Here is a 20,024-nt window from a genome sequence, read left to right as displayed (position 1 = left end):
ACCGGTTTACGTCATAAAATTCTTGTTGTGGGAACGAACAGGTGGTGCTGGCGCGGGAACCTTACTCGCGGGCGTGGCCGGCATCAATGCCCCAATGCTTTCCCGGTCGCATACTGCCACCAACTCAGCGGCTTGGTCAACGGCATCTCGCAACGGTCGTAGCCCTGGTATTCGATGCCGCGAAAAATCTCGTCGCGCAGCCAGCGGTAGGCGGCCGGCGCACTTTGTTGCAAGCGTTCCGGGATCAGGATGTATTGCGCCACCAGTTCGGCCAGCTTTTCCTGGGTAGTACCGTCGTAACGGCCTTCGTTGACTTCGCCCAGATATTCGAAAGCTTCGAACCATTTCGACGGCCACAGCGCCAGTTTGGCCTCGGCGATGATTTTCATGATCTCTTCGTCGTTGGAAATCTTATGGTACTTGTAGAAAAAGTACAGATCGTCCTCGCCGTTCCAGAAATGAAAATTATCGATGGTGTGAGCGATCTCGTGCACGACGATGGGCAGCCTAAAATCCACCAGATACTGCACGCCGATGTCGCGATAAGCGCCGCCTTCCTTGCCCTTGTCGAAGGCCATGACGGTAAACACGATCAGGTTTTGACCGCTGAATACCTGAGCCACGGTCTGCGAGCGAAAGCCTATGCCCGGCACCAGCGTCAGCGGGTGAGTGTGATCTTGCCAGATGCTGTTTTTGTAATCTTCTTGAAACGCATCGCGAATCAACTCTTGCATTACCGTGGGTTTATCGGCGATTTCCTGTTCCAAATTATCTACCGGCTTGGCTTTGCTGATGGTTTGTCTTAAAAACGCCGGGATTTTGCGAATCGCTTTTTCGAACAGGCGCAGATGATCGGCGTTGAAGCGCCGTACTTCGTAGCGATAGTCATCGCTGTGTTTGACCACGGTTTTGGTATCGTAGAACAAGGCCAAGGCCCGCCAAGCTGCTTCGCGGTCGTCCCAATATTTTTCCAGTACGCAGAGTTCGCCGGCGATATTGTTGGCGCAATCTTCGCGGTAATCGGCCAAGTCGTCGAGATGATCCTGGTTTTTATGATCGGTCAGCACCGCCACCGCTTGTTTGCGCAAGCCCGGGTGGCCGGCTTCATAAAAGCGGATGATGTCGGCCAGTGCGGCGGTAGGGGTAAAGTGTTGCTGGCTGGTAGCGCAGACCAGCTCAGTATTCTGCGACAGCGCGAAAAAGCGGTTTTGAAACAACGGTACCGGTTCGGCTGCGTATCCAAAGCCGGCATTTAACAGCAGCCAGCCTAAGCAAGCAGGCCGCAAAAAGGTCAAACGGCGCAAGTTTTATTTATCCAGGCCCATGGCGTCCCACACTTTTTGAATGGCGCCTTCATCCTTGTAATTGGCTTGCGGTGCGCCGGCTGGATAATTTAAGGTATAAATCCGTTCGGCGTCGGCGGCCAACTCGTCCATCCCCAACTGCCGATAGCCGTCCTGCATGATTTGCAAGGCAAACGGCACCGCCGGCGTGCGCTGATATTCTTTAATGATGTAATTAGCCCGGTTAACAGCGGCGACATAGGCTTTACGGCGCATGTAAAAGTCGGCGACATGGACTTCGTACATTGCCATATTGTTACGGAGTGCGATCATCCGCAGTTTGGCATCGGCAACATATTGGCTATTGGGATAGCGGCGGATCAATTCCTGGAAATTATCATAAGAATCTTTGGCCGGACCGGGATCGCGTTGCGAAGAGTCCGTGGGCAGAAAGCGGTCTATAAAGCCGATGCCGCGGTTGTAATTGATCAGGCCCTTCAGATAATAGGCATAATCGACATTGGGGTTACGTGGATGGATTTTAATGAAGCGGTCGGCGGCGGCTAAGCCAGCTTCCGGATCGTCGTTTTTATAGTAAGCGTAAGCGACATTTAATTGGGCCTGAGCCGCATAGTCGCCGAACGGATAACGCGATTCCAGCGCTTCGTAAAGAGTCACCGCTTTTTGATAGTTTTTATTGTCCAGCGCCTCCTTGGCTTTTTCATGGAACATCTTATCGTCCCAACCGGCGTATTCTTCATCTTTATTATTAGCCGAAGAATCCTTGCTCATAAAGGCATCCAGGGTCTCGCAGCCTTGCAGCGTCCAAGCCAGACAGGCGATAAAAACGGTTTTTACTAAAACTAATCGCATACGTTTATCAACACGTTGTAATATTGCGGGTTTTTTGCAGCTTTTGGCGGCATTCTGGCCGCGAGTATAACTTAAAAACGACTATGACGATATTGACGGCAAGGGTTCCCGAGGAACTGGCAGGTATGCGACTGGACCAGTGTCTGGCCGAAGTGTTTCCGGATTATTCGCGCAGCAAACTGCAAACCTGGATCAAAGCCGGCCGGGTATTGGTGAATGGTGAGGTTATGAAAGGCCGCGAGAAATTGGACGGCGGTGAGGAAATCGAGCTGGATGCCGAAGCTGAGCGCGTGATCGAATATGCGCCTCAGGAAATCCCGCTAGACATTGTTTATGAAGACGATTCTTTGCTCATCGTTAACAAACCGGCCGGTTTGGTCGTGCATCCGGCGGTCGGCAACTGGGATGGCACCTTAGTTAATGCCTTGCTCAATCACGCCCCCAATCTGGATACCCTGCCCCGCGCCGGCATAGTGCACCGCATCGACAAGGATACCAGCGGCTTGCTGATGATCGCCAAAACCTTGCAGGCTCATAACAGCCTGGTCGAGCAACTCCAAGCACGCAGCATCCATCGTGAATATCTGGCGCTGGTAAAGGGCTGGATGACCGCCGGTGGCACCGTCGACGAACCAATCGGCCGGCATCCGGTGGATCGTAAACGCAATGCCGTAGTGCGGCGCGGCGGTAAAGAAGCGATTACCCATTACCGGCTGGAACAACGCTTTAAGCGCCATACGCTGATTCGCGTCAAGCTGGAAACCGGCCGCACGCATCAGATTAGAGTGCATATGTCGCACATCAATTATCCGCTGGTCGGCGATCAAGTCTACGGCGGCCGCTTCCAAATGCCGGCTGACTGTAATCCCGCGTTGGCAGAGGCCTTACGCAATTTTAAGCGCCAAGCCCTGCATGCCGCGAAATTGGGTTTGGAGCATCCGGAAACCGGCGAATACTGCGAATGGGAACAACCCATCCCCGAAGACATGCAAAATCTGTTGAAATTATTGGCCGAAAATGAATTGGATCAAGCCTGATTGGCCGCTGCCGGCGCATGTGCATGCCGCCGTCACCTTGCGCACCGGCGGTGTCAGTACCGGCCCTTACGCCAGTTTGAATCCGGCCAGTCACGTTAATGACAACCCGCAGCACGTCAAAACCAACCGCTACATCATCAAGGACATGCTGCAACTGCCGTCCGAACCGGTCTGGCTGCAACAAGTGCACGGGACGCGCGTGGTGAACGCCGACGAAACCGAGAGCTTAGTGGAGGCGGACGCCAGCTTTGCCGATCAATCCGGCACGGTATGCGCGATTCTGACGGCGGATTGCCTGCCAGTGCTGTTCTGTGGAGACGACGGCGAAGTGGTTGCCGCCGCCCACGCCGGCTGGCGCGGTTTGCAGGCCGGCATCATCGCCGAAACCCTGTATGCGATGAGTTGTGAAGATGTGCATGTTTGGCTGGGGCCGGCGATAGGTCCGGATAATTTCGAAGTCGGCGACGAGGTACGCGATGCGTTTATTAAGGACAATCCGATTACGTCCGTAGCGTTTCGTGCCGGCCAGCCTGGCAAATGGCTGGCGGATATTTACCGGCTGGCGCGTATTAAACTGGCGGAACTGGGTGTGGAACACGTTTATGGCGGTGACCTATGCACCGTCGCCGATCCTCAACGTTTTTACTCGTATCGCCGTGACGGCGCGAATACTGGCCGCATGGCCAGTTTGATCTGGAGAGACTAATTTGACTGTATTGTTGTCGATTATCTTGTTTACCGCGCTGGGTGGCGTGCTGAGTGTGCTGGCTGCTGCGGTGTTTTTATTGTTGCCGGAACACAAACAAAAGCATGTACTGCCGCACGGCATCAGTTTTGCAATTGGCGCGTTGTTGACCGGCGCATTTTGCGGCTTGATCCCGCACGCTTTCGAAGAAGTACCGGTCGAGGATATGTCAGCACTCTCGGCTACAATTCTGGCGGGCATTCTGTTGTTTTTTGTCTTGGAAAAACTGCTGGTCTGGCGCCATTGTCATTCCCACGCCTGCGAAGCCCACGGCGAAGAATCGCATGAAGACCATCACCACGAACACGGCCATACGCATGCAATCCAAGCGGCCGGCCACCGCCCCGCCGGGATGTTTATTATCCTCGGCGACAGCATCCATAATTTTGTCGATGGCGTGTTAATCGGCGCAGCGTTTTTAACCGACGTGCAACTGGGTATCGTCACCAGCTTGGCGGTGGCCGCGCATGAAATTCCGCAAGAAGTCGGTGACTTCGCGATTTTGCTGCATAGCGGTTACAAGCGCGGCGAGGCTTTGTTTTACAACATTCTTGCCAGCTTGAGCACGGTAGTTGGCGGCGTTTTGGCGTATTTCAGTCTTGGCGACCTACATCACATCTTGCCCTACTTTTTAACCCTAGCGGCTTCCAGTTTTATTTATATCGCGGTTGCCGATTTGATCCCGTCTTTGCATCAGAAGACCGATATTAAAACTTCATTACAACAGATTGGTTTTATTTTGGCTGGGGTGGTGTTGATTTTGGTGATGCAAGGCATAGCGCATCGGTTTGAAGGGAAAATTGACGGGGATAGAGTCGAGCAAACTGGTATCGTTTGATCCAGTCTTTATAAGGTCACAAGTCAACTGTCTCTTCGCCATGCGAACGAAATTTAGGTCGCCGGCGCCGCGACTCAGTAATCATAAGCGTCATCTCGCAAGCGGCGGCTAATTTGATAGATGTTCTCGGTATCAAATACATTCGTGTAAGCGGCGGCTTGCCCTTCATGCTTGATATTGCAACGCCGTTCGCCTTTACGCTTTTCCAGTATGTCTGTCGATACCGGCTGCTGCGTTAAGCGTCTGTCGTTTTTGTGCGAACGTATAAAATATTCTCTGACCTCGACGATTTTATTTTTGAAGCGCTTGCCATGCAGTTTTTTGATGGCAAGCTTACCAGCTTTGTCATCGTCAATAAAAATACGGCCATGAAACGACAGCACATTGGTCTTGATATTTTTAAGACAAAAGATGTCGGTTTTTAGAATATTGCCAAGCTTGAAGGGAAGTAACAGGCAAAACTTGAGAGCGGGGGCGACAAAGTCTCCCAACTCGCTTTCTTGCGTAATCGACGGGATATTTTTAATAATCAATATCATAAAGACACTCTGGTGGTACTTAGCTGTATCCCAAGGCTGGTTAATACGGTTTGGGCCAACGCTCACTACCCTCGATACATAAACCATGAAAATCAAGCTACCGGATTGCCGCTAAGTTGATTGGCTTGGGCCCTCTTGCTTACCCTATATAGCGTCAACCAGTTGCTTTACTTTAGGTTTTGGAAACATAGTCCACGTTGCGGATAAATACAACTAACGCGACTTTTCCCTTTTGACAGACCACTTACACCGTTTTGCGATGTCTGGCCGACTCTCCCTTCCCAGGCTGTTTGAAAACTCGATGGTTTTGGTCACCGCACCGGAAAGCTTGACTAATCGGCCTCCCTTCTCCTCCGCCGAAGCCATCCTTTGTCCCATTGATTAGAGCAAGAACGAAACTAATGGTTCCAAGCCCGCGTTCCGATCCCTCCGGCGAAATGTTTGATATTTTTCCGCTGGCGATTTGGGATTGTATAGGCGAGGCGTGTTTCGGCAACACACTACCATTCAATCAATTCGTCCCGCAAAGCTGCACTGCCGCGAAAAATAAAATAAATTTTTTTGCTGCTTATAATCCTTTGATAGTAGAAGCGACTTGAATAACTAATTGATTTTCCATAGAACGTATTCTGTTATTTGTCTCAGGGCTATACAGGCTATCCGTTTCAATTTATATACAAATTAGTAGGTATTTAATAAGTCTTGCAAAGCCCATTTTAATGGGTGTAAGGTTCGATACGACGGCATGAAAAAACAAATTTAAGACTACAAAATTGCAACGGCTTGTGTAAAAAAGCAGCGGTATTGTAGTTAATTAGCAACGAATATTTGCCGGGGCTAAATATTATCTTTGTTCTATGTCGCGTTTAAAAATGACAGCGTAACAACTAGCTGCGCGTCTATAAAAATAATGTCCTCACCATGAGATTAGTTATGTCCAAATTTCCAATCGATCTTGGCGCTTATCAGCGCATCAACTTAGATCCAAAAAACCCAACTTTAACCGATGCACAACGTGCCAGCCTGAAAGCCAACATTCAGTTGTGCCGTGATGCTATTGTCTATTTCACAGCCAACGGCGCAGCCCGTGGTGTGGGCGGCCATACCGGCGGTCCATACGATACCGTGCCGGAAGTCATGATCATGGATGCGCTGTTCCACAGCTCCAATGATTTTGTACCCATCTTCTTTGACGAAGCCGGCCACCGTGTCGCCACCCAGTATCTGATGTCCACCCTGAACGGCGATTTGCCGGCAGAACGCTTGATCGAATACCGCGCCGCGCATTCACATTTACCGGGCCATCCTGAATTGGATTTCACCCCCGGCGTGAAATTCAGCTCCGGCCGTTTGGGCCACATGTGGCCGTATGTCAACGGCGTAGCCATCGCCAACCCGGCCAAAACTGTGTTCTGCCTGGGCTCAGACGGCTCGCAGCAAGAAGGTAACGATGCCGAAGCGGCCCGTCTGGCTGTGGCGCAAGGCCTGAACGTCAAACTGATCATCGACGACAACAACGTCACCATCGCCGGCCACCCATCCGAGTATTTGAAAGGCTGCAGCACCGCCAAAACCTTGGCTGGTCAAGGTGTCACCGTACTGGAAGGCGACGGCGAAGATCTGGACGATTTGTACAAACGCATCATTACCGCCATCAACACCCCAGGCCCGGTTGCGGTTATCAACCACCGCCCAATGTGTCCTGGCATTGTCGACCTGGAAGGCTCAACCCACGGCCATGACGTCGTGTCGGTGAAAGTGGCATTGGAATACCTGGAGTCACATGGCCAACAAGCCGCTGCCGATGCACTGCGCGAAGTCAAAGCACCGAAAAACGACGCGGTATTTTTGGGTTCCAGCGACAAATGGGATGCCAACCGCAACGTCTTCGGCGATGCGTGCGTGGAAGTCTTGGGCCGTTTGAGCGAAGCAGAACGGGTTGCCAAAGTGCGGGTAGTCGACAGCGACTTGGAAGGCTCTTGTGGTCTGTTCAAAATCCACAAAGCTTTCCCGGAAGTGTTTATCTCCTCCGGCATCATGGAGCGCGGTAACTTCTCCGCGGCAGCCGGCTTTGGTATGGAAGCAGGCAAACAAGGTATTTTCGGCACCTTCAGCGCATTCTTGGAAATGCTGATGTCGGAAATCACCATGGCCCGGTTGAACAAATCTAACGTGCTCAGCCACTTCTCGCATTCCGGTATCGACGACATGGCCGACAACACCTGCCATTTCGGTTTGAACAATATGTTCGCCGATAACGGTTTGAGTGACGGCTACGAAACCAAGCTGTATTTCCCCGCAGATCCTTTGCAAATGAAAGCTTGCGTGGAAAAAGTCTTCTTCGATCCAGGCTTGCGTTTCATCTTCTCCACTCGTTCCAAAGTGCCCACCATTCTGGACAGCAACGGCAACGAGTTTTTCGGCGGCGACTACAAATTCGTGCCCGGCAAAGACGAAGTCATTCGCGAAGGCACGGCCGGTTATATCGTCAGCTTCGGTGAAGCCTTGTACAGGGCGCTGGATGCAGTCGAACGCCTGAAACAACAAGGCGTGGATGTAGGCTTGATCAACAAACCGACCTTGAACGTCATCGATGAAGACATGCTGGCCAAAATCGGTAAGTCACCGAAAGTGCTGGTGGTTGAGTCCTTCAACCGTAAAACCGGTTTGGGTAGCCGCATGGGCACATGGTTGTTGGAACGCGGTTACACACCAAAATACAACTATATTGCCACGCATAAAGAAGGTTGCGGCGGCCTGTGGGAGCAATTCCCGCATCAAGGTATTGACCCGGCTGGCATCATGGCCAGCTTTTTAAAGGGTTAAGCCTCCCTCTCGACTTGGGGCGCAAGGACGCGCCCATATTTTTCTGCTGCGGTTTGGGAGCAACAGCCATTTGCAATCAGCAATTGCCGCCAGGCAAATTCGCAGTAAAACACTCAGCTCTCATCGGGACCGAGCCATGCCGAAATTCCTTATTTCTAAACAGCCGGACGCTAGGCATGCGGTGCTTGCCTATCCAATTACGGAGCAATCGCACTCAAGTTAAAGATTTCAATCCCGACAAACAAAAACCGGATTCAAACCATTTCGATCGATTAATACCGTCCTACGCCAGGTAAACCATGCAAAAACGAATTATCGGTGACAGTCGGCCCAACAAAGCCAGCTCAATGACAGAGCCGTTAAATCTGGAAGCGCTTGCTGACGTTGAAGTGTCATCCGAGGCTAAGGAGCACACTATCGAAGCCGCGCTACTGCCTGGTTTTAGCGGCGGGTGGCGAGCGGGCATGCCCGGCCCGCAAGTTATCCGCTTACTGTTTAAGCAGGCCCAGCCTGTGCAATGTATTCAACTGGATTTTTTGGAATCGGCTATCGCCAGAACCCAGGAATACGTCCTGCATATTTCTGCGGATAGCGGACAGTCGTTTCGCGAAATCGTCCGCCAACAATGGCATTTTAATCCGCAAGGCTGCACGGCGGAATCGGAACAACACGTTGTCGACTTGCCTGCGGTAAGTATTATCGAACTACATATCACTCCGGATATTAACAACTCAAGCGCGTTTGCTTCGCTTGAAACAATGCGTGTATTTTGAGTTTTCACCGGTAATTTTTAGGTTTGAAAAAAGCCTTGGGAAAACTGGATACACCCTATAAAACCTATTCGGCCAGCAGCTTATTTTTCTAAAGATTTAACCATGTCAGCGCCTACACACAATATCCATCAATTAACCAAAAATACTATTGCTTTAATTCTTGCCGGCGGACGCGGTTCGCGCTTAATGAATATGACGGATTGGCGGGCTAAGCCCGCGGTGCCTTTTGGCGGCAAGTTTCGGATTATCGATTTTCCGTTATCCAATTGCGTGAATTCCGGTATCCGTAAAATCGGCGTGATGACGCAATACAAAGCCGATTCGTTGATCCGGCATATTCAGAAAGGCTGGGGATTCATGCGCGGCGAATTTGGCGAATATGTCGACATCATGCCGGCACAACAACGGATAGACGAGACTTCCTGGTACAAAGGTACCGCCGACGCCGTCTTGCAAAATATCGATATTCTGCGGGCTCGTAAACCGGATCATATTTTAATCCTGGCCGGCGACCATATTTATAAAATGGATTACGCGGCCATGTTAATCGACCACGTCGAAAAAAACGCCGACCTAACCATAGGTTGTCTGGAAGTATCCTTAAAAGACGCCTCCGCTTTTGGGGTAATGGACGTGGATGCAAATCGCCGCGTTCGAGCGTTTGTCGAAAAACCCGCCAACCCACCCGTGATGCCGGGTAGAACCAATACCGCGTTGGCCTCAATGGGTATTTATATCTTTAACGCCGATTTTTTATGGGAGCAATTAATTAAAGATTCTCTCACTGAAAATTCCACTAACGACTTTGGTAAAGATATTATTCCCGCCGTCATTGACGATCATATTGTTAATGCCTATCCCTTTTTAGATTTACAAAGCGGTCAACAAAGTTATTGGCGCGATGTCGGGACCATAGACGCCTATTGGGCTTCCAATTTGGAGTTAATCGGCGTCAAACCGGATTTGAATTTATACGATGCGTCCTGGCCGATATGGACCTATCAGGAACAAACACCGCCGGCCAAATTTGTGTTCGACGACAACGGCCGGCGTGGTCTGGCCGTAGATTCGATGATTGCCGGCGGCTCAATTATTTCCGGCGCAACCATTCAGCATTCCATGGTGTTTTCGAATGTCACCGTAAACGAGTCAGCGCTTATCAAAGACAGCATTCTGTTGCCGCAAGTCTGCATAGGCCAAAATTGCCGAATTACCAAAGCCATCGTTGAAAAAGGTTGCGAGGTGCCGGCAGGCACGGTGATTGGCGAGAATCTTGACGACGACAAAAACAGGTTTTATGTCAGCGAGGGCGGGGTAGTGCTGGTAACTGCCGAAATGTTGGGGCAAAAACTACATTACGTCAGGTAATCAAGTATGCAAACGCCCGTCTATCCGATTGAGTGATAACGGGCGCCTGAGCGCCTTAGCCGCCAAATAACTGATGATCGATTAAATCGCATAGGCAATGCGAGATCAACAAATGCACTTCCTGAATGCGGGCGGTGGAATAAGACGGTACGCGGATTTCAATATCGGCTTCGTTCAACGCGCCAGCCAGCACACCGCCGTCTTTACCGCTTAGCGCGATGACCGTCATGTCCCGGTCATGCGCCACTTTCACGGCTTTAATGATATTGCCGGAGTTACCGCTACTGGTGTAGACCAGCAAGATGTCGCCAGCCTGCCCCAGCGCGCGCAACTGCTTGGCAAAGATTTCGTCGTAGTGGTAGTCGTTGGCGATAGAGGTGATGGTTGAGGTATCGGTGCTCAAGGCAATCGCCGGCAGAGCGGGGCGTTCCCGTTCGAAACGGTTGAGCATCTCCGAAGAAAAATGCTGGGCATCGCCCGCCGAACCGCCGTTGCCGCAAGTCAGCACTTTTTTGTCATTCACCAAAGCCTCGACGATTTTTTGCGAGGCGAATTCGATCAGCTCGCACAGGTTGGCCATCGCATCCTGTTTGGTTTGAATGCTGTCGGAAAAATGGGCGATGATGCGGTCTTGTAAACTCATAATACTCAGGTTTGAAAAGCGTTTTTAATCCAGTCCAGGCGGTTGTCGCCGGATACGGCAACCACGTCGAAGCGAATCGCAGCATTGCCCAGATTGTTGATTATGACATAGTGTTGAGTCGCGGCGACGATGCGCGCCTGTTTTTGCCGGGTGATACTGGCCAGGGCGCCGCCAAATTGCTCCGATTTGCGAAAGCGTACTTCCACAATCACCAGCGCCGAACCGTCCTTCATCACCAGATCCAGCTCACCCATTTTGCAGCGAAAGTTGCTGCACACCAGCGTTAAGCCTTGTTGCTGTAGGTAAGTTAAGGCCTGTCGTTCGGCGCTATCGCCCTTTTGCAGATGGACCGGCTTGGCTTTGCCGAATAACATGCTATTCGACAAAACCCGAGGCGACCGGCACGCCGCCTTTAAACTGCGCACAGACCAGTTTGCGGGTAATGCGGTTTTCACCGTTCAACGACAATCGGCCGGTAGCACCGGCGTAAGACGCCCCGGTCAGCTGCGGTAATTGGCCGATGATGTTGTAAGCATCTATGCCCAACGCGACCAGTTTAACCTGGCTGTCGCTGAGGCCTTGCCAAGTATTCTGCACGGCTTGCTGGCTGAGCGCGCCGGTGTAGGCGTCGCCGAACACCCAAGGAAGATCGCAGAAATTAATCTTGCCCAACTCGCTATCCCGCACCGGATTTTGCCGGCCGCTGTAGATATTCGGCATCGCATAAATCGACAACTCGCTGCTTTGCGAGTACTTGAGTTGCGGCGCCAACTCTCTGGCCAATTCCGGGCTGGCGCTAACGAATAAGGCCAAGGGTTGCTTCTGGCCATTCGCGCTGACGCTGGTGCTGAGCAAGGTTTTTACAATAGCTGCGAAATCGTGTTGTTTCGGGTCGTAGCTTTCCACACCCACCACGGCGCCACCAGCCGCTTGCCAAGCCGACATTAGATAATGGCGCACCCGCTCACCTTGCGTGGTATTCGGCGTCAGCAATACGGCATTCTGTTGGCCATCGCGCTTGGCTTTTTGTACCAATTGCTCCGCGTCGTCTATCGGGCTGAGGCCGAATTGATAGAGATTGGTTTTGCTGAGATTTTCCACATGATTCAGCGCCAACACCGGCACGCTTAATTCGGTGGATTGCGCCAAACTTTGGATCTGTTCTTTCACCAAGGGGCCTATCACCTGTTTGGCGCCGTCACTAACGGCTTGCTTATATATGTTGGCTATATCGTCTTTTTCGCTGTCGTAATACTTTAGCGGCATTTGCGGCGCAGCGCTGGCGGCCAGTCGATGGGCTACCGTCAGCCCTTCCCTGATGGCTTTAGCCGCGCTGGCGTAAGAGCCCGAGCCAGGCAGCAACACGGCAATGGTTGCACCCGGAGTAGGTGGTTGCGCAGCTTGCTCCGGTTCTTGAACGGTTTGCTGACTGACGGGCGGCGGATTCAGATAGGCTTGCAGGTAATCGGCGTTGGCCGGATGGCCGGGAAACATTTGCCGCCATTGCAGGATTTGACCGGCTGTGTCAAAACCCGCCACGTTACGTTGCTTCAGAACTTTAGCCAAGGCCATCCAGCCGCTCAGTTCGTCAACGATGGGAGACGGGCCGCTAAGGGTTTCCAGCGGTAACACGCTAAGCGCATCGAGGATGGCGATAATGTTTTGCTTTTGCTGCTCGGGTTTTTGCAACAGTCGGCCCAGTTTCAGGCGCGCTCTAACGCTGGGTACAACATCGCCCAACAAAGCATGCACAAAAGCCACGGATTGGTAATAAACAATTTGATCGGCGTCGGTCAGTATGGCGGGCCGCACGCCCTCCAGCTTTTTCAAGGCTTGTTCTGCATCGCCCATGCTCAACGCTACTTGAGCTTGGAGCAATTTGTATTTGCTGAACAATTCCGGCGGTAACTGTTCGGCGTTGATTTTATCCAAGGCTTTTTGCGCGGCCTGGGTGTCACCAGCCTGCAGGCGGGTGTCGGCATCCAGCAGATGCAGGCTGTTTTGATTGTCGGCCATCCGGTAACTGCGCGGCGGCTCGGCCGGCTTGGCTTTGCGGGCACTGGTTTGCGGGCGCACTTCCAGCTGGGTCTTGTTTTTGACCGGTTGCTCGCTACACGCAGCCAGTAGCAACAGGCCGAAAAACCAGCGGTTTAAAACACGACGCGGCATAATGGCGGCAAATTTGCGATGAGACATAGCACGGGGACCGAAGAATAAATGTACGGAAAATTATACGTGGTTGCCACGCCAATCGGTAATCTGGCCGATTTCAGTTTTCGGGCGGTGGACATATTGAAACAAGTGGATTTGATCGCCGCCGAAGATACCCGCCACGTCAAGATGTTGCTGCAACATTACGGCATCAATAAGCCGCTGCAATCGCTGCATCAACATAACGAAGAACACGCTTCGCAAGGCCTGATCGATAAAATCCGCGAAGGATTATCGGTGGCGCTGGTATCCGATGCCGGCACGCCGATGATCAGCGATCCCGGCTTCCCTTTAGTCAAACTGGCGCGGCAACAAGGCGTAGACGTGTGCCCAATACCCGGCGCCTGCGCGCTGATCGCCGCCTTGTCGGTGGCGGGTTTACCGACCAGCCGTTTCAGTTTCGAAGGCTTTTTGCCACGCACCGGCTCGGCGCGGCGCAGCTTCTTCGAACACAAGTTGGCTGACTGCTCGACTTGGGCCTTTTACGAATCCAGCCATCGCATCCAGGCTGCGTTGGAAGATATGCTGACGGTATTTCCGGCTGATCACCAAATTGTCGTTGCTCGGGAGCTCACGAAATTGCATGAAACGATTGTCGGCGACGAACTGGCCAAGGTGTTGGAGAAAGTGCAGACCGACGAAAACATGCGCAAGGGCGAATTCGTGGTATTGGTAGCCGGCCGCGAAGCTGGTGAGCAAGACGATGAATTAACCGACGAACAACGGCGGATTTTGGGTATATTGCTGGCGGAATGTTCTACCAAAACCGCCGCGGCACTGGCTGCGGAAATTACCGGCCAGCGTAAAAAGACCTTGTATCAGGCGGCGCTGACGATGCAGGACAAGCAAGGCAGCTAAGTTCCAGCAATCTTCCGCCGCTCAAACCCGGACATCGATACCGTTCGCCGGTACGCTGGCCGACTCCAATAACTTTAAGGCGTTTTGGCCTTGTTGTTCCTGCATCTCCTTGGCTTTTACCAGCATCGCAACTTCGACTTGTTGCGCGGTTTTTTGGGTGGACATTTGTGTCGCCAGCGCGGCGACGGAAGAGACGGAATCAAGCATGGCGTGGCCTCGTCGGGTTGGTTTTGGAAAGCGGTTGCCGTAACGGCTAAAAACGTTATCGAACCGCAAGCTGATAACTTTAGGCTATCGATAAAAAATAACTGCTTACCTGCGTTCTGCCTACGCCTTGGGGCATACACTATAATGTCCTGCGGCATCAGCTATGCGGCCCCTTCAAAATCGAACGGCGTCCGAATGGTTTCTAACGACTTAGCGCTCCGGCGCATCGCAACCGATATGAGCCAGCCCCGGAAAACCTTGGCATATTTTGCTGAAAACTGCGTTTGGCAGGGTATCCTGGCAGCATTAAGGCAAACCGATTAAAGAGTTTTATGACATATAAAGGCAACATTCTCGCCGTTGACGACACCCCTGCCTCCTTAAAGTTGTTAACGGATATTCTGAAGGACGAAGGCTACGAAGTCCGTTCTGCTATTAGCGGCGAATTAGCCTTAAATTCCGCTTTCAAACACCCGCCGGAATTGGTGCTGTTGGATATTCGCATGCCGGAGATGGATGGCTTCGAAGTTTGCCGACAACTCAAAGCTAACCCGAATACATGCGATGTGCCGGTTATCTTCGTCAGCGCGATCATGGATACCGACGAAAAAGTGCGCGGCTTTGACTTGGGTGCAGTGGATTTTGTCACCAAGCCCTATCAGCGCGATGAATTGCTGGTTAGGGTGCGTACTCATTTGGAGTTTGACCGCCTGCGCAACCATCTGGAAGAACAGGTGGAAGAGCGAACCCGTAAATTGATGGAAAGCGAGAGAAATTTGCGCGCCGGCATGCTGGATTTCGTGACCGCGATTGCGGCCACTATCGAAGCGCGCGATCCCTACACCGCCGGTCATCAACGCCGCGTCGCCCACCTCGCCACGGCTATCGCCCGCGGCTTGCAATTGCCGGAAGAGCGGATAGAGGGGCTGACGTTGGCGAGTGTGGTACACGATATTGGCAAAATTCGGATCCCCGCCGAAATACTATGCAAGCCCGGTCGGTTGGACGATTTGGAGTTCAGCCTGATCAAGCGGCACGCCGAAACCGGCTACGACATCCTCAAATCCATCAACTTCCCCTGGCCTATCGCGCAAATCGTCTTGCAACATCACGAACGCCCCAACGGCAGTGGCTACCCGTGCGGCCTAAAGAAGGGTGAGATATTGCTGGAAGCGGAGATTCTGGCGGTTGCCGATGTGGTGGAAGCGATGAAGTCTCATCGCCCTTACCGCGCCGGTTTAGGCCTGGATGCAGCACTGCAGGAGATTTCCGACAATCGCGGTGTGCTGTATAACGCCGAAGTAGTCGAGATTTGTTTAAAGCTTTTTCGGGAACGGGATTATTGCTTGCCCGCTTGAGCGGCTCCTTAGAATTCCGCTAAAAATAACTTCCCGAAATGACTATTCCCGGCAAACCGTTCGTGCTCGACTGGCCTGGATGCAGTAGCAATTGCCGAGAGCGCAGTCGAAGCATGAACGGTTAAGGGCTATGAAGGCCCTGATTTCCCCTGCGATCCTTCGACAAGCACAGGAAAGTTCCGCTAATCCGCGCTAGAAAAGTTACTTAACCCTATCCTTAGGTGTTTTGCAGCGCGTTTAAGGAATACGATGGGACCGTTCGCCCGCCCACACTTACGGGCCGCCAATACACCACAACAGTCTTGTGAGTTCAGCTATGCCAGGTCAGCTTGATTTTCCAAACAATGTCTCGAGGCGGCTGATTGCCGGGGCGGTAATCCTTAACCTGTTGGTTATCGCCACCGTGGGGTTTGCGCTGTATCGCAGCTTCGACAAATATCAACAGCGCGCCGAAATCACGACGCAGAACCTGACCAAGGTTATCGCGCAAAACTTAGATAGCCTTATCGAAAAGGTCGACTTAGGCGTGTTGGTGGCCGTGGAGGAAATCCAGCGGCAACAGGCTTTGGGGAGCGTTGACGCCGAGGCGCTGTCGGTTTTTATGCAGCGCTTACAAGCGCGTTTGCCATGGGTTATCGGACTTAGAGCTACCGACGCGCAAGGTTGGCTAGCCTATGGCGTGGATGTACCAAAAGATAAGCCGCTCAGCATGGCGGATCGGCTCTATTTTTCTAGTTTGCGGGATAATCCGGCGCTTGGGCTATTTATCAACAAACCGGTGATGTCTCATATCAATAAGGTTTGGGTGCTAAATTTTGCACGCCGCCTTAACCGCGCCGACGGCAGTTTTGCCGGCGTGGTTTTTGCCAATGTTTCACTGGATAATTTGAGTAAAGCGATTTCCAATGTTGATATTGGCAGTCGCGGGGCGATTAACCTGAGAGATGCCGACATGGGCTTGATCGTTCGCTATCCCGCCCATGCCGAGCCCGGCAACATGATTGGCGATAAAACCATTTCGCCGGAATTTCGCCGGATGCTCGCATCCGGACACACCTCGGGTGTGTTCCACACGCCTTTCAGCTTCGACAATACTGCTAGGGTGGTATCTTTTCGCAAACTGGACGCCTACCCGTTATGGGTCAGCGTCGGCCTGGCTCGGGACGACTTTCTGGCGGAGTGGTGGAACGAAGTCCTGGAAATGGCCGGACTGGTCCTGCTGTTTGCTTTGATTTCGGCTAGCAGCGCCCGGTTCATCATCGGTGCGTGGCGAAAGCAATTGCTGGTTGCAGCCAAGTTGGCGGCCGAAGAGGAAAAGTTCCATACCGTCGCGGACTACACCTTCGACTGGGAATATTGGGAAGGCGATGATCAGCAGATTTTGTATATGACGCCTTCCAGCTTGCGGGTTACCGGTTATGCGGCCGAGGAGTTTATGGCCGATGCCGGGTTATTGCCGCGCATCATACATGCCGACGACCGGCACTTAATGACCGATCATCGCCACGATGTCGAGCATTTACGCCTCGCTGAAGTAGACTTTCGCATTGTCCGCCGCGATGGTGAAATACGCTGGATCTCGCATTGTTGCCAGGCCGTGTTCGGGGCGGACAATAACTACCGAGGCCGGCGCATCACTAACCGCGACATTACAGAACGCCATCTATTCGCCACCGAAATCAATCGGCTGGCGCAAGCGGCGGATCAGAATCCGACCGGCATCCAGATTACCGACCTGCAGGGCGTATTGACCTATACCAACCATGCTTATACGCGGATTACCGGGTATACGTTCGGCGAGGCTTACAAAATGACGCCTCGCGCATTATTGTCCAGTGAAATAACTGCCGATACGTACCAAGCCTGCCAGGCACAATTGGCAGCAGGCAAACTATGGAAATCTTCGCTGACCAATCGCCACAAAAACGGCGAGTTGCGCTGGGAACAGATCACCGCCTCACCGATTTACGACGAAGCTTATCAGGTTTGCAATTATCTATATTTACGCACGGACATCACCGAAGCCAAGCAAACGGAAGCGGCCTTATATAAGCTCAATCGCGAATTGCGCGCGATCAGCAATTGCAATCAGGCCTTGCTGCGACATGACAACGAACCAAGCCTGCTTAAAGAAATTTGCCGTATCGTCTGCGATGAAGCCGAATATCGCATGGCTTGGGTCGGCTACTTGGAAAACGGCCCTCCCAAAACAATACGCCCGGTGGCCTGGGCCGGTTTTGAAGACGGCTATCTGGCCGTCACCGATCACAGTGGCGGGGATGCGGCGGGCGCGCAAAGTCCCGCTGCCGCCGCCATTTGCAGCGGCGAAAAAGTCTATGTTCAGGATGTCTGCACCGATGCGTTGATGGCTTTGGCACGAGACGCAGCGTTAGCGCGCGGCTATCGCTCGGTTATTGCCTTGCCTTTGGCCGATCAGAACGCGGATATTTTCGGTGCGCTGACGATTTATTCCGCAGAACCCAATGCGATTACGGCAGCGGAGATTCGCTTGTTAGAGGAACTGGCCGGAGATTTGGCCTTTGGCATTTCCGTGCTCCGCGATAAGGCTGAGCGCTTACGCACGGAAGAGCATTTACGCGACTCGGAGGAGCGCTTGCGGTTGACGTTGGAAGCCGCGCAGGTCGGCGTTTGGGACTGGGATGTAAAAAACGACCAATGGTACGCTTCGCCCACCTATTACACGATGCTCGGCTATCCTGTTCGGACCGGCATGGCTGATCGGCGCGCATGGTTCGAAAGCGTTCATCCGGACGATCAAGCGGAAGTCAGCGACAAAATGAGCGGCGTGTTAGCCCTTGATTTCACGGAATATCAATATCAAGCGCGCATGCGCCACGCCGACGGCAGTTATCGTTGGCAGTATGTGCGCGGTTTCGGTATTCAGCGCGATTCGGACGGTAAGGTCATACGCATGTTGGGTATTCGTATGGACATCCATGATCGCAAGCAAAACGAGGAAGAATTACGGCGCTATAAAGAACACCTCGAAGATGAAATCCAGCAACGTACCGCCGACTTGATAATAGCGCGCGATGCGGCAGAAGCGGCCAATAGGGCCAAGAGCGTATTCCTGGCCAATATGAGCCACGAATTGCGTACCCCGCTAAACGCTATTCTTGGGTTCTCAAAATTGATGCGGAAAAACCCCCAACTGTCGGAGGAGCAAAGGCAAAACCTGGATATTATCAATCGCAGCGGCGAGCATCTGTTGATGTTGATTAACGATGTATTGGAAATGGCTAAAATCGAAGTAGGCCGGCTACACCTGGAAAACGCGCCTTTCGATTTGGGCAATATGGTGCGCGATATTACCGATATGATGAGTGTCCGCGCCGCCGAAAAAGGCCTGAGGTTGTTGGTCGATCAGGCATCGCAGTTTCCGCGTTTCATTGTCGGCGACGAAGCCCGCTTGCGGCAAGTGCTGATTAATCTCGTGGGCAATGCTATTAAATTTACGCAGCAAGGCGGTGTTACCTTGCGCCTAGGCACCCGCAAAAATCGCATTTCGCATCTACAGATTGAGGTCGAAGATTCCGGTGTGGGGATCCCGCTGGCCGATCAGCAACGTATATTCGAACCATTCGTACAGCTAGGCGAGCAAAGGGATAGCCAAGGCACCGGCTTGGGATTGACCATTACCCGCCAGTTTGTGGAATTGATGGGCGGTACGCTTACCTTGGAAAGCCACCCGAATCAAGGCGCTTTATTTAGAATAGATCTGCCACTCGCGGAGGTGAATCAGGCGGATATTACCGGCCCCAGTGCTGATAAAGCGGAAGCCGGCGCCGTCATCGGCTTAGTGGAAGGGCAAAGCGACTACCGCATATTAATCGTTGAAGATCAGCTCGAAAATCAGTTATTGCTGGCAAAATTGATGGAATCGGTCGGATTCTCCTGCAAAGTGGCCGGCAACGGCGCGGAGGGCATATCGCTATTTCAAACCTGGCAACCGCAATTTATCTGGATGGATAGGCAAATGCCGGTAATGGATGGTTTGGAAGCCACGAAAAGAATTCGGGAGTTGCCTGGCGGGCACGAGGTCGTCATTGTTGCCGTCACAGCCTCGGCATTCCTGGAGCAGCGCAGCGAGCTTCTGGAAGCCGGTATGAACGATTTTGTACGCAAGCCTTATCGCTTCAACGAAATCTACGAATGTCTGGCCAAGCACTTGGGGGTGCGTTATGTTTACGAGGGTGTTCCAGAACAAACCCCGCCAATCGCGCCATTAACGCCGAACATGTTAGCCGGCTTGCCGGCATCGGCACGGGATGAATTGAAAAATGCACTGGAGAGTCTGGAGCCGGAACGTATAGCAAATGCCATAGTTCTGGCAACGCCGCAGGATCCTCAATTGCGCAAAACCCTGGCCTATCTGGCTGATAACTTTGACTATCCTGCCATTCTGAGGGCTTTGCCTAGCTGATTTTATCGTTCGCCGTTTTGA

16 protein-coding genes are annotated in these 20,024 nt (G+C 52.4%); 9 read left to right on the top strand and 7 right to left on the bottom strand.

Annotated elements, in window-relative coordinates; all coding sequences use genetic code 11:
- Nucleotides 1-83: 83 nt before the first annotated feature.
- Together ACH5Y9_RS22160 and ACH5Y9_RS22155 are read right to left on the bottom strand one after the other, a co-directional pair.
- Nucleotides 84-1,304 carry a hypothetical protein gene (locus ACH5Y9_RS22160; RefSeq protein ID WP_445367614.1) on the bottom strand — a complete coding sequence of 407 codons (1,221 nt, stop codon included), beginning with the start codon at nt 1,302-1,304 and terminating at the stop codon, nt 84-86.
- 3 nt (nt 1,305-1,307) lie between these two features.
- A complete protein-coding gene (locus ACH5Y9_RS22155; RefSeq protein WP_171697229.1) occupies nt 1,308-2,156 on the bottom strand; it encodes an outer membrane protein assembly factor BamD in 849 nt (282 codons plus the stop codon).
- Between the two features lie 83 nt (nt 2,157-2,239).
- Between ACH5Y9_RS22155 and rluD the strand changes: the two genes are divergently transcribed.
- The 3 genes from rluD to ACH5Y9_RS22140 are packed head-to-tail and all read left to right on the top strand — an operon-like array spanning nt 2,240 to nt 4,776.
- Nucleotides 2,240-3,193 carry a 23S rRNA pseudouridine(1911/1915/1917) synthase RluD gene (rluD, locus tag ACH5Y9_RS22150; RefSeq protein WP_319961612.1) on the top strand — a complete coding sequence of 318 codons (954 nt, stop codon included), beginning with the start codon at nt 2,240-2,242 and terminating at the stop codon, nt 3,191-3,193.
- Nucleotides 3,174-3,899 carry a peptidoglycan editing factor PgeF gene (gene pgeF, locus ACH5Y9_RS22145; protein WP_101052693.1) on the top strand — a complete coding sequence of 242 codons (726 nt, stop codon included), beginning with the start codon at nt 3,174-3,176 and terminating at the stop codon, nt 3,897-3,899. The genes rluD and pgeF overlap by 20 nt, the downstream gene beginning before the upstream one ends.
- A 1-nt stretch (nt 3,900) precedes the next feature.
- Nucleotides 3,901-4,776 carry a ZIP family metal transporter gene (locus tag ACH5Y9_RS22140; RefSeq protein WP_101052695.1) on the top strand — a complete coding sequence of 292 codons (876 nt, stop codon included), beginning with the start codon at nt 3,901-3,903 and terminating at the stop codon, nt 4,774-4,776.
- A gap of 74 nt (nt 4,777-4,850) precedes the next feature.
- On the opposite strand, the gene ACH5Y9_RS22135 is transcribed toward ACH5Y9_RS22140, so the two are convergent.
- Nucleotides 4,851-5,411, bottom strand: coding sequence for a hypothetical protein (locus tag ACH5Y9_RS22135; protein WP_445367613.1), 561 nt, complete (start codon nt 5,409-5,411; stop codon nt 4,851-4,853).
- Nucleotides 5,412-6,248: 837 nt separating this feature from the next.
- On the opposite strand from ACH5Y9_RS22135, the gene ACH5Y9_RS22130 reads away from it, so the two are divergent.
- The 3 genes from ACH5Y9_RS22130 to glgC all read left to right on the top strand — a co-directional run bounded on the left by ACH5Y9_RS22130 (nt 6,249) and on the right by glgC (nt 10,282).
- The gene (locus ACH5Y9_RS22130) at nt 6,249-8,141 is read left to right on the top strand and encodes a transketolase C-terminal domain-containing protein (RefSeq protein WP_445367612.1); all 1,893 of its coding nucleotides are present in this window, start codon (nt 6,249-6,251) and stop codon (nt 8,139-8,141) included.
- A 299-nt stretch (nt 8,142-8,440) separates the two neighbouring features.
- Nucleotides 8,441-8,914, top strand: coding sequence for a carbohydrate-binding protein (locus tag ACH5Y9_RS22125; RefSeq protein WP_445367611.1), 474 nt, complete (start codon nt 8,441-8,443; stop codon nt 8,912-8,914).
- A 102-nt stretch (nt 8,915-9,016) separates the two neighbouring features.
- On the top strand, nt 9,017-10,282 hold the full coding sequence (gene glgC, locus ACH5Y9_RS22120) for a glucose-1-phosphate adenylyltransferase (protein WP_445367610.1): 1,266 nt from the start codon (nt 9,017-9,019) through the stop codon (nt 10,280-10,282).
- Between the two features lie 55 nt (nt 10,283-10,337).
- Here the strand turns inward: glgC and ACH5Y9_RS22115 are convergent, their stop codons facing one another.
- The 3 genes from ACH5Y9_RS22115 to ACH5Y9_RS22105 are packed head-to-tail and all read right to left on the bottom strand — an operon-like array spanning nt 10,338 to nt 13,121.
- Nucleotides 10,338-10,925 carry a phosphoheptose isomerase gene (locus ACH5Y9_RS22115; RefSeq protein ID WP_445367609.1) on the bottom strand — a complete coding sequence of 196 codons (588 nt, stop codon included), beginning with the start codon at nt 10,923-10,925 and terminating at the stop codon, nt 10,338-10,340.
- Between the two features lie 5 nt (nt 10,926-10,930).
- On the bottom strand, nt 10,931-11,299 hold the full coding sequence (locus ACH5Y9_RS22110) for a YraN family protein (protein ID WP_445367608.1): 369 nt from the start codon (nt 11,297-11,299) through the stop codon (nt 10,931-10,933).
- Nucleotide 11,300: 1 nt separating this feature from the next.
- Nucleotides 11,301-13,121, bottom strand: coding sequence for a penicillin-binding protein activator (locus tag ACH5Y9_RS22105; RefSeq protein WP_445367607.1), 1,821 nt, complete (start codon nt 13,119-13,121; stop codon nt 11,301-11,303).
- A gap of 21 nt (nt 13,122-13,142) precedes the next feature.
- Here ACH5Y9_RS22105 and rsmI point away from each other — a divergent pair, with 21 nt between their 5' ends.
- Nucleotides 13,143-13,994: a 16S rRNA (cytidine(1402)-2'-O)-methyltransferase gene (rsmI, locus tag ACH5Y9_RS22100; protein ID WP_445367606.1), complete on the top strand. Its 852-nt coding sequence runs from the start codon at nt 13,143-13,145 to the stop codon at nt 13,992-13,994.
- Between the two features lie 21 nt (nt 13,995-14,015).
- Here the strand turns inward: rsmI and ACH5Y9_RS22095 are convergent, their stop codons facing one another.
- The gene (locus ACH5Y9_RS22095) at nt 14,016-14,201 is read right to left on the bottom strand and encodes a YjfB family protein (RefSeq protein ID WP_171697219.1); all 186 of its coding nucleotides are present in this window, start codon (nt 14,199-14,201) and stop codon (nt 14,016-14,018) included.
- A 332-nt stretch (nt 14,202-14,533) separates the two neighbouring features.
- On the opposite strand from ACH5Y9_RS22095, the gene ACH5Y9_RS22090 reads away from it, so the two are divergent.
- Both ACH5Y9_RS22090 and ACH5Y9_RS22085 read left to right on the top strand, forming a co-directional pair.
- A complete protein-coding gene (locus tag ACH5Y9_RS22090; RefSeq protein ID WP_101052714.1) occupies nt 14,534-15,559 on the top strand; it encodes an HD-GYP domain-containing protein in 1,026 nt (341 codons plus the stop codon).
- 316 nt (nt 15,560-15,875) lie between these two features.
- Complete coding sequence (locus ACH5Y9_RS22085; RefSeq protein ID WP_445367605.1) at nt 15,876-20,003, top strand: PAS domain-containing protein; 4,128 nt, start codon at nt 15,876-15,878, stop codon at nt 20,001-20,003.
- Nucleotides 20,004-20,024: the final 21 nt, after the last annotated feature.

This window comes from Methylomonas sp. BW4-1, assembly GCF_052474385.1.
Note: the sequence above shows the minus strand (reverse complement) of the source record. Positions and strands in the feature narration are given on the sequence as shown.